We start from the raw sequence: 13,419 nt of genomic DNA, 5'->3' as shown, positions 1-13,419 counted from the left end.
TCAAAGAGAGTGCCTAAGCATGGATTTCCATGCTTAGGGGAAAACCATAACGTCTACACGAAAGGGAATGTCAATACAGTGTCATCACTGGGTGCGTATCGAGATTCAGCGAACGACCAATTGACAATCTGCCAGAACGCTAACAGATATTGTGGTCTTGCGTTATGGTGGTCGACATAATACGCATGTTCCCATACGTCAATGGTAAGTAATGGACGCAATGCTTCTTTCGTAATCGGAGTATCAGCATTTCCGGTGTTAACTATCGAAAGTTTACTATTTTCATCTGCAACCAACCACGTCCAACCAGAACCAAAATTATTAATAGCTTGTGCTGCAAAAGCATCCTTAAACTCATTAACACTGCCCCACTTGGCCACTATTGCTTCTTTTAATACGCCTTTAGGTTCACCACCACCAATGGGCGATAAACAGTGCCAAAAGAAAGTATGATTCCAAACTTGGGCGGCGTTATTAAAAATCCCCCCACTTTCCTCCAAAATAATTTGCTCAAGACTTACTTCCTCAAGCGCACTACCCCCTATGATCGCATTTAGCTTGTTGACGTAAGTTGCATGATGTTTTCCATAGTGATAATCAAGAGTTTCTTCTGACATATGCGGTGCTAATGCACTGCGGTTATAGGGCAAACTAGGTAAGGTAAAACTCATTTTCTAATCCTTCGTGTTGTCGGTGTTTTGAGTGAATAAAGTCGGATGGGAAGCATAGGTTTCCCAGCCTCCTCCTAACGATTTAAACAAAGTTATGCGAGCTTGTGCCAATTGCTGTTCAGACTCAGCGTACTCGCGCTTGACGTTGAGCAGTGCATTCTGGGCATCTAGTACAGTCAAATAATCACTACTCCCGAGTTGATAACGCATTTGCGCGATATCGAAAGCTTGTTGGTATTGCTTTCTCGACGCAGCCAGTGATTGTTGACGTTGCGCCAAGCCTGTTACTTGAGACAAACTTTGTTCAACTTCTTGCAGAGCATTGAGGATGGCTAATTGCAATTGCTCGAACGCCACCGCCTCCTGCGCTTCAGCTTGAGCAACTCGGGCCTTAACAGCTCCTAGGTTAGGAAAACGCCACGAGAGTAATGGCCCTAATGAATAAGCAAACCCGTCGTTCGTCCCAGCTTCAGTATTCAAATAGTTTAAATCCGCTCCAATCTTTACTTGGGGATATGCATCAGCGGCCAACACATCAACTCTTTTAGCATCAGCGTTGAACTGCAGTTCAGCTTCTCTAAGATCGGGCCGGCGCCTCAGCAGCTGTTTAGCATCGCCAATAGGAATTAACTGGGTTAGTGTAGGCACGCGATCACATCGACTCGCCGTGTCCGGTACCTTCTCAGGTACCCTTCCCATCAGTGTCGTTAAAGTCAACAGCGCATTTTGTCTACGCGCTTCAATAATGGGAATTTCAGCTTGAGCATGTACGTAACGACCTTGCGCCAACGCGACCTCATGCGATAAACCGGTACCAGCTTGTTGTTTTTGTTGCGCTAACGTCCATTGATGGTGACTTACGTCAACGCCTTGCTGCGCAACAGATAACGCATAACTAGCGGCGCAAGCATCCATATACGCTTGCGTGGCCTCGGCGACAACTTGCACTCTCACCCCATCTCGCAACGCCTCTTGGGCCTGCACACTTAAATTTGCCACTTCGATGCTGTCAGCCACACGACCAAATAAGTCGACTTCCCAAGACACAGACACACCGCCATATTCACTCCATTGCTCCTGTCCTCCGTTCATGCCGGTATTAGGGATTGCGTCACCGTAACTTACCCCACCTTGCAGTTGTGTGCTCGGGAAGCGTTGATTATCGACTTCTTTAAGGACACTGTACGCTTTGGCGAGATTAGCTTGAGCAACTGCCAAGGTTTTATTAGCCAGTAGCACCTCGCTAATTATCTCGTTTAGCGCTGGGTCGTCATATAACCGCCACCACTGCGCATCGAGTACAGTGTTATTGTCAAAATGCTCGGATTGCATCGTATACCCGTGCAATTCGGGTACGGCATCTTTTCCATTTTGGTGTGACATCGACACCGCACAACTGGTCAACACAAAGGATGACAGTGCAAAAATACAGCGCATTTTATTAAGCTTCATATTGCACCTCCTGCTTTTGCTCGTAAGCCGGACCCACCTGATGATTGGCCGCCAGTAAAACATACAGTGTGGGAAGCACAAACAAGGTGAAAAAGGTGCCGATCAACATGCCCATTACCACCACAATACCCAGTGCGAAACGACTAGCGGCACCGGCACCCTCAGCAAACAACAAAGGAACGAGTCCAGCCACCATAGCAGCTGTCGTCATCAATACCGGGCGCATACGCACGGCAGCAGAGTGACGGATGGCAGCGAATTTGCTGAGTCCTTCATCGCGCTGTATATCGTTAGCAAACGACACCATTAAAATGCCATGTTTAGAAATCAAGCCAATGAGTGTAACTAAGCCAATCTGGGTATAAATATTCAACGTGGTATAACCCAGATATAGAGGAACAAGCGCACCACATACCGCGAGAGGGACAGTGATCAAAATAACCAATGGGTCACGAAAACTGTCAAATTGAGCGGCTAACACCAAGAATATAACTATCAATGCAAAAACAAATGACGTAGTGAGGCGATTCCCTTCTTTGACAAACTGGCGGCTATTCGACAACCAGTCCACCGATACATTGTCAGGAAGCGGCTGGCTTTGCATAAAGTCGACGGCTTGGCCCATAGTAACGCCGGGCATGAGTACTGCCGATATCGTTGCGGAATTCAGTTGATTAAACTGGGGCAACAAGTTGGCTTGTTGACGCTTTTCGACGTTGACTACCGCAGACAAGGCGACAAGCTTGCCGCTTGCCGTACGCACGTAGTAACCGGTTAAATCCGATTCGGTCAAACGCTCCTGTTGGCTCGCTTGTGTGATCACATCATATGAACGGTCAAACCAGTTGAATCGACTGATATAGTTTTCACCCACAAGAACCGCAAGGGTATTGGCAATTTCACTCATGCTTACGCCCAAATCGCCAGCTTTGTCTCGGTTCACTGTTAAATGAACCTCAGGACTAGTAAAATCGAGATCATTGTCGACATAAGCAAATAAACCACTCCCCCATGCTGCGCCTTTTAGTTGCATCAATGTTTGATACAAGGCCGTGAAATCTTCTGGAGAACGGATCACCATTTGAAACGGCAAACCACCGCTACTAGCTGGTAAAGGGCTATCTTGGAAAAAGGTTGAGTACACGCCTGTGACGCCAGCCGCTTTGCCAGTCAGTTCAGCTTGCACTTCATCAACACTGCGTGAACGCGATTGCCATTCATCAAGAATAATTCCGCCAAAACCAATATTGGGCGCATTGTCTAATCCCACAGTAAAAAAGCTACCGTTAAACTCTGGTACGGTTTGAAACAAGCTATCAACTTGTGCACTGTACTGTTTGGTGTAATCCACACTGGCGTACTGAGGTGCTTTGGTTTGTACAAATACATACCCCATGTCTTCTTGTGGTGCGAGTTCTCGCTTCGCGCTGGTAAAAAAGACCACAATGGTGGCAAGAATGGTGATCCCCACCAGCAAAATTGCGCCTTTCGATCCCAAGGTTTTATCCAACAAACGTGTGTATCCGTTAGTTAATCGCCCCATTACACGCTCTACACGTTGAGCCATAGGTGACTCGTGTTGTTTATCGTTGAGCAGTCGACTACTCATCATGGGTGACAGCGTCAAGGCAATGACACCAGAGACCATCACCGACCCTGCTAACGTGAAGGCAAATTCTTTAAACAAGGCTCCCGTCAAGCCGCCCATGAGTCCAATTGGCGTATACACCGCAGCGAGCGTTATTGTCATGGCGATAACCGGGCCGATGATCTCCCGTGTGCCAATGATTGCGGCTTTTATAGGCTGTACGCCTTCTTCAATGTGTCGGTGAATGTTTTCTACAACAACAATGGCGTCGTCAACCACTAAGCCAATCGCAAGCACCATGGCGAGTAATGTCAGCAGATTCAACGAAAACCCAAATGCCAACATCAATGCCGCTGTGCCCAACAAAGACAATGGAATGGTCACCACCGGAATAATTACGGCGCGAAACGTGCCAAGGAAGAAGAAGATGACTATCACCACAATCACCACAGCCTCTAGCAAGGTGGCTTTCACTTCTTCTAATGACGCTTCGACAAAGTGTGCCACATCGAACCGGTTAATCACGGTGATCCCCTGTGGAGCGACTCGCTGAATATCGTCAATCAAGCCTTTCACTTCACTGACAATTTCTAACGGATTGCCGTCAGGTGTGGGGGTAATCGACATTATCACCGTAGGCAGACCATCCGCTAACGCAGCGGAATCATAGTTTTGAGCTCCCAGCTCAAGCGTGGCGATATCACTGAGTTTTACAACACCTGCATCACTCTGTTTAATCACTAACTCGCGGAATGCGTCTATATCTCTCAGATCCGTATTGGCGGTAATGTTAATTGCCGTGCCGCTGCCTTTTAACTGGCCTGGGGCAGCTTGTACATTATTACTACGTAATTGCTGCATGACGTCAGATGCCGTTAAATCGCGGGATGTCATTTTGTTAGGGTCGAGCCACACACGCATTGCCAGTGGCGCGCCTCCAGCGATATCAGCGGAGGCGACCCCCTCAACGGAAGTCATGAGCGGTTGAGCAACGCGAGTAGCAAAATCAACGATTTGCGAAGGTGGAACCGTTTCGCTTACAAATGCTACGTATTGGATTGCTGACGCCCCATCGGTTATCTTGGTGATCACAGGATCTGTGACTCCATCCGGTAATTTGTATTTCACCGTTTGCACCTTTGATAAAATTTCTGTCATGGCGCGATCGGCATCAGCGTTTAGCACCAATTTAGCCGAAACTAAACTGTGACCTTGTGTTGACGTTGACTTGAGGTATTCAATACCACTTGCCGTGGCTATCGCCTGTGCAATGGGCGTGGTGACAAACCCTTGCATCATATCTTGTGTCGCCCCGGGTAACGCCGTAGACACATTGATGGTCGCACTTTCCATTTTTGGATATTGGCGGATCTGCAATTGATAAGTGGCGCTCAAACCAACAAGCAAAATCAATAAGCTGACCACGATCGACAAAGTGGGCCGTTTAATAAAAATATCAGTGAAAGCCATTATTCCGCGCCTCCGCGGTTTTCATTAGCGGGGGCTTGGACCACAACTTCTGCTTGGGGCTGGATCCGGTTTTGCCCTGAAGTAATCACGACCTGCCTTTCTTTTAGCCCCGCAGTCACGACAACTCTGTCGCCAACGCGACGACCTATTTGCACCGAGACATAGTGCGCTTGTCCGGCTTGCATAGGCGAATCACCCTCGATCACTACGACGCTATTGCCTTGTGCTGACGTCACTATGGCTGTCATCGGCACTAATATAGCGCTTGGGTTTTCTGACATCACCAATTCGGCTTTTGCGTACATGTTAGGTTTTAACAAGTGATTAGGATTATCTAACGTTGCTTGCACTTTCACGTTACGGGTATCGGTATCTAATTGTGGTTCGATAGCGCTCACCTTTGCCACAAAAATTTGTTCTGGATACCCATCTACATGTACATAAACCGATGCGCCTTGTTCGATACCTCCGACAAATTGCTGTGGTATAGAGAAATCAACATACAACTGCGTTAAGTCAGTAATCGAAACTAAAGGGTCACCGGGATTAACATATTGACCTAAATCAGCTTGACGTATACCGAGTGTCCCATCAAATGGTGCATGAATATGCTTTAAACTCAATGCAGCTTGACGTTGTTCAACCATAGCGGATGCTCGTTGCCTAGCCACTATCCGCTGGGCCAGTAATTCTTTAGATTCTGCACCAATAGGCGCTAATTGCTGGCTACGAGTCAATTCAGTGTCGGTAAGCGCTTCATAGGCTTGCGCATCAGACAATTGCGCTCGTTCAATACCATCATATAAGTCCACCAGTGGCTGCTGTGCACTAACACCTTGTCCCGAAGTGAAGTGAATCTTGGTGATTCTTCCGGTGACCTCAGCGCTTAATACAACTTGATTAACGGCTCTCAACTCTCCCACAACTTCTACTGTGTTCGACAACACCTCGGCAGTGATTTTTTGGGCATTGACGGGCACCGCTTGCTGTGGCCATGCTTGTGTTGCGCCAACATTGTGAGAACGCCAAAGGTACAAACTCCCCAACACCATGGAAAGCGAGATAATGGTGACAGCTATGCCACGCCAAGGATGGGTCGAACGGGTAGATACGTTACTCATCACATCGCCTCCCGAGTCAACTGGTTGACTGAAGGCGACGGATAAAGTGAACAAATTGCACCTTTGTCCGGTGAATAGCGTGTGAGGTAATACATGTCGGCTCCTGAATATTACATTAATCGTTTTACTGCTTGATTGATTCAAGCCGACACAAAGACTAAAACCTCAGGTATACTTGAGGTCAACAACTAATTTAAGGAAACGTTATGGAATTTATGCTTTCCATTGGCGAAGTCGCGAAACGCAGTGGCATTGCCGTGTCAACCTTGCACTATTATGAAGAAAAAGGACTGATTGCCAGCCAGCGATCTGATGGCAATCAAAGGCGCTATCACCGCAGTATATTGAGAAGAGTGGCCATTATTCGCATCGCCAAATCCGCAGGGATCCCGTTGCGTTTAATCAAAAGTCATTTGGAGAAATTCCCTACTCGCGAAGTATCCAAAGAAGATTGGTCTGATTTAAGCGCGGAATGGCGGGAGATGCTAAATGAGCGGATCACGAACTTAGTGAATTTGAGAGACAAATTGGATGGCTGTATTGGTTGTGGATGTTTGTCTTTAAGAGATTGTCCGCTTCGCAACCCTGATGACAACTTAGCCAAAGATGGACCTGGCGCGCGAATTTTGGAAGCAGACAAACACTCAGGCTAAGCGCGGCTCTCTAGCATAAAAAAGCGTCGTTGTGCACACAATAATAGCTAAAGCCGCATAGCACAGAGACAGTTGGTACAAATTTAAATAAGCCGACAATTGCCCCGCAATAAAACTCGGTACGGCGGCGCCTGTGTATGACGTGGCAAAGATGATTGATAATATCCCTGCGCGCTCGTGTGACTTTGCACCTCGCATAAGCGTTTGTACGCTACCGGTTAATACCGCGCCTTGGGCGGCACCAGCCACACCACTAGCGATCAGAAACATGGATAACGATGTGTGTTTCATTGACAAGACGACACCAAATACCGCCACAGTAAAAATTACCATGCCCACACGCTGCGCGAGAGACGCCGGCAGTCTAGCACTATAGGTAGCCCCGACCGCACCAGAAATGAGATAAGACGAAAACACAATAGCCGCCATCAACACATCGTCACTCCCCAATTGCTCTGCGGTAAGAGAAGGGCCATATGCTTGTAAAAATCCCCCAAAGCTCCAAGTCGCTACAAAAGTAAGGGCAGCGACAGGGTACGCCCTTTTATTTTGTTCCGGCAGGTAAAAATTGGGCTTTAACGATGCCATCAAACCCGGTTTTGATTCAACACTGTCCTTGGCGAAGAACAATAATCCCGCACACAACCCTAATCCTGACAACACAACCAAATAGGCTAGGTTTAAGCTAGCCGGCAAGAATTTTACGAGTACACCGGAAGTCATAGCCCCTACTGTCAACCCAATCATAGGAGAATTGCTCACGATCGCTGAGGAAAGTCCCTCGGAATTGGACGGTGACGAGTCTACGACATAAGCCGCGATGCCACTTGACGCTAGACCACACGCAATGCCCAACAACAGGCGGCCTAGAATAAGCGGGATCGCGCTCTCCATCAGTATAAAAGTGACGCATGAGAAAGATGATAGAACAAACACAATTGCCGTTAATCGCTTACGCCCGATGTAATTGGACAAGCGCCCCATGAACAGCAATGCAGACACTGCGCCGACAAAATAGAACACGGAGGTCAAGGCTAGTTGATTGTATGTCACCGCGTAGCGATGATGATAAATATCATAAAGCGGAATGGGAGACGCTGATGCAGCGAACACCACCCAAAGAGACAGTGTCGCTACAACAAACTCAAAGGACAACCCTTTATGCTTTTGCACTGTTTACGCGTCTAATTCAAGTGACGCCATATCAATAACGAAACGGTGCGCAACATCGCCTTTAGCTAGGCTTGCGAAGGCATCATTTACTTCGTCGGCACGGATCATTTTACACTCTGGCAAAATGTTGTGCTCTGCACAGAAATCCAACACTTCTTGAGTTTCTTTAATACCACCAATCAATGAACCTGCCACACGGCGTCGGCCCATCACCAGTGGTACTGTCATTGGGGCTTCTAGTGGGCCTACTTGACCTACAATTACCAAAGAACCATCAATATCCAACAATGGCGTGTAGGTATCGATATTATGTTTCACCGGTACTGTGTCTAAAATCACATCAAAACTCGATGCTGCTTGTGCCATAGCGTCTTGGTCTGTTGAAACTAAAATACCTTTGGCACCTATCGCTTTCGCTTCTTGTTCTTTGTTATTAGAACGGCTAATAACCGTTACCTCTGCGCCCATGGCTACTGCCAATTTCACAGCCATATGACCAAGTCCGCCCAGACCAACCACACCTACGCGACTGCCTTTCTCTACCTTCCATGTGCGCAATGGGGAGTACGTAGTGATACCAGCACACAGAATAGGCGCAACACGAGCAATATCTAATGACTCAGGAACCCGTAAAACAAATTCTTCACGCACCACGATGTGTTTAGCATAACCACCTTGAGTAATCTCTCCAGTAATACGGTCTGGTGCACCGTAGGTTGGCGTCATACCTTGACGGCAGAACTGCTCTTCGTGGTTGTGGCACTGGTCGCATTCCTGACAGCTGTCTACCATACAACCAACCGCCACATGCTCACCCACGGAATATTGGGTAACATCAGCGCCAACACTGATCACTTTACCCACAATTTCATGCCCTGGCACCAATGGGTAGGGTTGATCTCCCCAATCACCATTGACTGTGTGCAAGTCTGAATGACAAACGCCGCTGTATAGAATTTCAATGGCAACATCGTTAGCGCGTAGTTCGCGACGATCGAAATGATATGGCGTCATATGGCCATCGGAAGAATGGGCTGCATAACCAATTGTTTTCATCACTATACCTCTTGTTTGCTATAAAATCTGTCGTAATCACGTATTACGAGAACAACGAGAATTTTAGTCACTTGAGATATAAATTTGGATGCCTAAAGCTTGCAGCCTATTGCCTATTTCTCCGAAATAGCTGCTTCACCTGCCGTTTTACGCCATATTTGTATGACAAAATCGGCCTCTAAAAGCGCGGGATCGTTGAATAATTTTAACGGTAAAACCTGTGCCTGATCCTGCGGTAATCGCCAATAGTACGGTGTCATTTGTAACAGTGCTTGAGCGTGTTCTTCATTATTAAGAGGCAATGGAAAACGCAAATTTTGTTGGGCTTCAAGTGTAAAACCTTGTCGCGACTCACTCGGCAAGTCATGACGCTTTGGCGCATCATAAAGGTATGACTTCAACGCAAATAAATGATCAGGGCCGGGGTTCACGGTAACCAATAGCCCATCATCAGCCAGCACGCGGTGATACTCTTCGTCTTTACCTGGCGCAAAAACTTGCATAATCACGTTCACACCGCCATCAATAATAGGCAATGCAACACTGCTAGCAACAACAAACTGATAAGCTTTGTAGTGTTTGGCAGCGAGGTCCACCGCGGGCTTAGCGATATCACTCCCAGCCCCAACAACCTGATGTGTTTCAGTAAGCAAGGATGCACATTGATGAAGGTAGGTTCCTTCCCCACACCCAGCATCATAAAGTGCGATCACTTCGTGACGGTTATGCTCAACAATGTGCGCAGCCATTGCCTGCATTAACGGCAAATAGCTCTGCTGAGCGTGAAAATACTGCCGCGCAGCTAGCATGACTTTGTCGTCACCGGGTTGTTTTGATTTTTTAAACTGTACAGGCAACAAGTTTACATAACCGCGTTTGGCCACATCAAAACTGTGATTATTGTCACAATGCCAACTTTTGGTATTAGGCATCAGTTGGGTATGTAAAGGCAGAGAACAAAGTGGGCATTGCCACATAGCGAAGGGTTCCAAACAACTAAACTGAGCGCGATCCTAACAGAAACTACGCCCAGTTTCATGAATGGATAGCGGTTAATCTCGCTTGTCAAACAAGGTAAAGATACTCGAAAAGTCTTTGAGTTCGTTACCTTGGCGTTGATGAATACGATACAAACTCTGCGCCGTACTTGCCATTGGTGTAGACACGCCGTTACTTTGAGCGTTGTCCATCGCAAGGTTGAGGTCTTTGTTCATCAAGCGTACTTGAAACCCGCCTTCATATTCATTACTCGCAGGCACGTTCTCCATTACACCGGGGCAAGGGTTGTATTTTTGAAGTGCCCAATTCGCACCAGAACTTTGCAACATGATGTCAGAGACCGTTTTTGGGTCTAGTCCATTAGCAATCGCCAACTGCAATGCTTCTGACGTGCCCGCCATTAATACCGACAACAACATATTGTTGCAAATCTTGGCGATTTGCCCTGCGCCTAAATCACCAGCGTGAAACAAGTTTGCCCCCATGCAGGCGAGTATGGGTTGTGCGCGAGAAAATGCCGCCACTTCGCCACCAGCAATAAACGTTAACGTTCCCGCTTTGGCTCCTGCGACACCGCCCGACACAGGAGCATCAATAAACGCTCTACCAGTGTCTATCACAGCCGCCCCAACCTCTTTGGCTGTATCTGCATCAATGGTACTGCAATCAATCACCAATGCGTTAGAAGACAAGGACGAAAGGATACCCGTCGCGCCTAAGTAGAGGCTCTTCACATGTTGAGCGGCCGGTAACATGCTAATCACCACATCGGCTCCGGTTACCGCTTCTACCGCTGAATGTGCACCTTGTGCGCCCTTCGCGACCAGGCCGTCAACAGCCGAGCGAACCACATCATAAACGGTCACCTTGTTACTCTTTACAACAAGGTTCTCGGCCATAGGGCCGCCCATATTCCCTAATCCAATAAATGCGACTTTCATACTTGCTCCTCCAACTTGGCCAAAGGATGTTTAGCCCAAGGCACGGTGAAAAACGGAATAATGTCTTCACAAGGCACATCCGCTACTTGCTTGTAACGCCATTGAGGTTGTTTGTCTTTGTCTACCAGATGAGCGCGCACACCTTCTTCAAACTCGCCGTACTCTGCACAACGGCATGACATCACCAGTTCCATACGGAAACAATCAGCCAGTGATAACTGAGCGCCTTTGCGGCATTGCTGAAACACGAGTTGCATGGTGATGGGTGAGCCTGCCGCCAAAGTTTGTTGCGCACGACGCATGAAATTGTCATCGCCAGCATCAATCGCGAGAATGTCTTCAACCACAGCCGAAGCAACCATACTGGAACAGGCGCGGTCAATAGTGTGTTGCCAAGGGATTAAATTACTGTCAGGACGCTGAGTTACTGGTAGAACTAGGGCTTCACAAATGTGCGAAACCTGCTGTTTTAGCTGTGTTGCTTGCCACTGATGCGCTTGTAGCTTTTCCAGTAGTAAATCTAAACTATGGTCATCAAAAATATAATCAGCCATTCCGACGTAGTGGGCGTCAGTGGCATTGATTATCGCACCGGTTAAGCCTAAGAAAAGGCCGCTCTTACCCGGCATACGCGGCAAAAAATAACTTCCGCCTACATCTGGGTACAAACCGATCGTGATCTCAGGCATGGCTAGCTTTGTAGTGGTAGTGGCGATGCGATGGCTGCCTCCCGCCAGTAGTCCAACGCCGCCGCCCATTACATAACCATTGGCCCACACTATAACGGGTTTCGAGTAAGTATGAATAAGATAGTCTAGTGTGTACTCAAGAGTAAAAAAGGATTTCACTTTATCTGGTATCTGTTGAGGTTGAGCTTGCATTGCTTGATACATAGACACCACATCACCACCAGCACAAAATGCTTTATCACCACTGCCGTTAATCACAACAGTAACAATGCTATCGTCGTTTTGCCATGCCGTTAACGCAGCCATTAGCCCCGACGCCATATCCATATCTAATGCGTTTAATGCTGTAGGCTTGTTGAGTGTTACCACGCCAATTTTGTAATTGTTGGTGCTCGGTAGCTCTCGCACAATAATTGTATCTGTCATCACTCGTCCTTTGTATGAGTTAACGCACTTCACGCTCATCTGCCAATAACCGCCGGGCAATAATCACGCGCATAATTTCATTTGTGCCTTCCAGTATTTGATGCACGCGCACATCGCGTACATGACGTTCTAATGGGTATTCTTTGATGTAGCCATAACCCCCGTGTAATTGTAAGGCTTGATTACAGACTTTAAATCCGACATCAGTCGCAAAGCGCTTTGCCATCGCACAATAAGTAGTGCGATCTGCATCGTTATTATCGAGTTTGGCCGCAGCCAAATACACCATTTGACGCGCCGCCACGAGTTCCGTTGCCATATCTGCCAAGTTAAACTGCAGGGCTTGAAAGCTGGCCAAAGGCTTGTTGAACTGCTCCCGTTCAATTAGGTAAGAGCGTGCCGTATTTAATGCCTGCTGCGCCGTTCCTACCGAACATGTGGCAATGTTAATTCGCCCTCCGTCGAGGCCTTTCATCGCTAAACGAAAACCATCACCAGCTTCTCCTAGCATCCAGTCTGGTCTCAACTTCACATTATCAAAGTTGATCATACGTGTGGGCTGTGCATTCCACCCCATTTTTTTCTCTGGCTTGCCATAGCTGATCCCTTCAGCATCGGCAGGGACAGCAAACGCCGATATACCCCTAGCACCTTCGCCGCCAGTCCGAGCCATCACCACTAACACATCGGTGCTACCGGCCCCAGAAATGAACACTTTTGTACCATTGAGAAGATAGTGGTCTCCATTGAGGGTGGCACGAGATTGTAAATTGGCGGCGTCTGAACCTGCGTTAGGTTCGGTCAAACAATAAGACGCCAGCTTTTCACCACTGATGAGCTTACTACACCAGCTTTCTCGAACACTTGGGCTTCCCCAAGTAGCAATCATCCAACTTGCCATATTGTGTATGGTCAACATGGCCGTGGTAGCAGTGCATCCCATCGCCAATTGTTCAAAAATCATCGCGGCGTCCAGTCGCGGCAGCCCTAAACCGCCTTCAGACTCAGGGCAATACAAACCACAAAACCCCAACTCCCCCGCTTTGCGTAGTGTGTCGACAGGAAAGTGGTGTTTTTCGTCCCACTCAGCAGCATAGGGCGCCAACTCATCTCGTGAAAATTGTGCGGCTAAATCGATAAATGCTCGTTGATCGTCGGTGTATTCAAAATCCATAAATAC

The 13,419-nt window shown here is 47.7% G+C and carries 11 protein-coding genes; 1 reads left to right on the top strand and 10 read right to left on the bottom strand.

Going from position 1 to position 13,419, the window contains the following annotated elements; translation table 11 throughout:
• Positions 1 to 53: 53 nt before the first annotated feature.
• From ACXAH6_RS13880 to ACXAH6_RS13865, 4 genes are read right to left on the bottom strand one after another with little or no spacing between them, the layout of a single operon-like run.
• A complete protein-coding gene (locus tag ACXAH6_RS13880; protein ID WP_474877740.1) occupies positions 54 to 671 on the bottom strand; it encodes a superoxide dismutase in 618 nt (205 codons plus the stop codon).
• Between the two features lie 3 nt (positions 672 to 674).
• A complete protein-coding gene (locus ACXAH6_RS13875; protein ID WP_474877738.1) occupies positions 675 to 2,123 on the bottom strand; it encodes a TolC family protein in 1,449 nt (482 codons plus the stop codon).
• The gene (locus ACXAH6_RS13870; protein ID WP_474877736.1) at positions 2,113 to 5,181 is read right to left on the bottom strand and encodes an efflux RND transporter permease subunit; all 3,069 of its coding nucleotides are present in this window, start codon (positions 5,179 to 5,181) and stop codon (positions 2,113 to 2,115) included. Before ACXAH6_RS13870 ends, ACXAH6_RS13875 begins: the two co-directional genes overlap by 11 nt.
• The gene (locus ACXAH6_RS13865; protein WP_474877734.1) at positions 5,181 to 6,302 is read right to left on the bottom strand and encodes an efflux RND transporter periplasmic adaptor subunit; all 1,122 of its coding nucleotides are present in this window, start codon (positions 6,300 to 6,302) and stop codon (positions 5,181 to 5,183) included. Before ACXAH6_RS13865 ends, ACXAH6_RS13870 begins: the two co-directional genes overlap by 1 nt.
• Before the next feature lie 206 nt (positions 6,303 to 6,508).
• Here ACXAH6_RS13865 and soxR point away from each other — a divergent pair, with 206 nt between their 5' ends.
• Entirely contained in the window at positions 6,509 to 6,955 is a 447-nt protein-coding gene (soxR, locus tag ACXAH6_RS13860) for a redox-sensitive transcriptional activator SoxR (RefSeq protein WP_474877733.1), read from the top strand.
• Here the strand turns inward: soxR and ACXAH6_RS13855 are convergent.
• The 6 genes from ACXAH6_RS13855 to ACXAH6_RS13830 form a co-directional block, all read right to left on the bottom strand.
• The gene (locus ACXAH6_RS13855) at positions 6,947 to 8,128 is read right to left on the bottom strand and encodes an MFS transporter (RefSeq protein ID WP_474877731.1); all 1,182 of its coding nucleotides are present in this window, start codon (positions 8,126 to 8,128) and stop codon (positions 6,947 to 6,949) included. The two genes, soxR and ACXAH6_RS13855, sit on opposite strands and share 9 nt — an antisense overlap.
• A 3-nt stretch (positions 8,129 to 8,131) precedes the next feature.
• A complete protein-coding gene (locus ACXAH6_RS13850; protein WP_474877729.1) occupies positions 8,132 to 9,184 on the bottom strand; it encodes an NAD(P)-dependent alcohol dehydrogenase in 1,053 nt (350 codons plus the stop codon).
• 113 nt (positions 9,185 to 9,297) lie between these two features.
• Positions 9,298 to 10,161 carry a putative RNA methyltransferase gene (locus ACXAH6_RS13845; RefSeq protein WP_474877728.1) on the bottom strand — a complete coding sequence of 288 codons (864 nt, stop codon included), beginning with the start codon at positions 10,159 to 10,161 and terminating at the stop codon, positions 9,298 to 9,300.
• Between the two features lie 75 nt (positions 10,162 to 10,236).
• Entirely contained in the window at positions 10,237 to 11,124 is an 888-nt protein-coding gene (gene mmsB / locus ACXAH6_RS13840; RefSeq protein ID WP_474877726.1) for a 3-hydroxyisobutyrate dehydrogenase, read from the bottom strand.
• A complete protein-coding gene (locus tag ACXAH6_RS13835) occupies positions 11,121 to 12,239 on the bottom strand; it encodes an enoyl-CoA hydratase/isomerase family protein (protein WP_474877724.1) in 1,119 nt (372 codons plus the stop codon). The genes mmsB and ACXAH6_RS13835 overlap by 4 nt, the downstream gene beginning before the upstream one ends.
• A gap of 19 nt (positions 12,240 to 12,258) precedes the next feature.
• Positions 12,259 to 13,413 carry an acyl-CoA dehydrogenase family protein gene (locus ACXAH6_RS13830; RefSeq protein WP_474877722.1) on the bottom strand — a complete coding sequence of 385 codons (1,155 nt, stop codon included), beginning with the start codon at positions 13,411 to 13,413 and terminating at the stop codon, positions 12,259 to 12,261.
• Positions 13,414 to 13,419 lie beyond the last annotated feature (6 nt).

Source organism: Alteromonas sp. ABE4_545 (assembly GCF_056161325.1).
The sequence above is the reverse complement of the archived record's forward strand: the minus strand, read 5'-3'. Positions and strand labels throughout refer to the sequence as shown.

What these genes read in the sequence shown, in the direction of transcription:
- ACXAH6_RS13880 (WP_474877740.1), bottom strand. Translation starts at nt 671, where the DNA reads ATGAGTTTTACCTTACCTAGTTTGCCCTATAACCGCAGTGCATTAGCA.
- ACXAH6_RS13875 (WP_474877738.1), bottom strand. Translation starts at nt 2,123, where the DNA reads ATGAAGCTTAATAAAATGCGCTGTATTTTTGCACTGTCATCCTTTGTG.
- ACXAH6_RS13870 (WP_474877736.1), bottom strand. Translation starts at nt 5,181, where the DNA reads ATGGCTTTCACTGATATTTTTATTAAACGGCCCACTTTGTCGATCGTG.
- ACXAH6_RS13865 (WP_474877734.1), bottom strand. Translation starts at nt 6,302, where the DNA reads ATGAGTAACGTATCTACCCGTTCGACCCATCCTTGGCGTGGCATAGCT.
- soxR (WP_474877733.1), top strand. Translation starts at nt 6,509, where the DNA reads ATGGAATTTATGCTTTCCATTGGCGAAGTCGCGAAACGCAGTGGCATT.
- ACXAH6_RS13850 (WP_474877729.1), bottom strand. Translation starts at nt 9,184, where the DNA reads ATGAAAACAATTGGTTATGCAGCCCATTCTTCCGATGGCCATATGACG.
- ACXAH6_RS13845 (WP_474877728.1), bottom strand. Translation starts at nt 10,161, where the DNA reads ATGTGGCAATGCCCACTTTGTTCTCTGCCTTTACATACCCAACTGATG.
- mmsB (WP_474877726.1), bottom strand. Translation starts at nt 11,124, where the DNA reads ATGAAAGTCGCATTTATTGGATTAGGGAATATGGGCGGCCCTATGGCC.
- ACXAH6_RS13835 (WP_474877724.1), bottom strand. Translation starts at nt 12,239, where the DNA reads ATGACAGATACAATTATTGTGCGAGAGCTACCGAGCACCAACAATTAC.
- ACXAH6_RS13830 (WP_474877722.1), bottom strand. Translation starts at nt 13,413, where the DNA reads ATGGATTTTGAATACACCGACGATCAACGAGCATTTATCGATTTAGCC.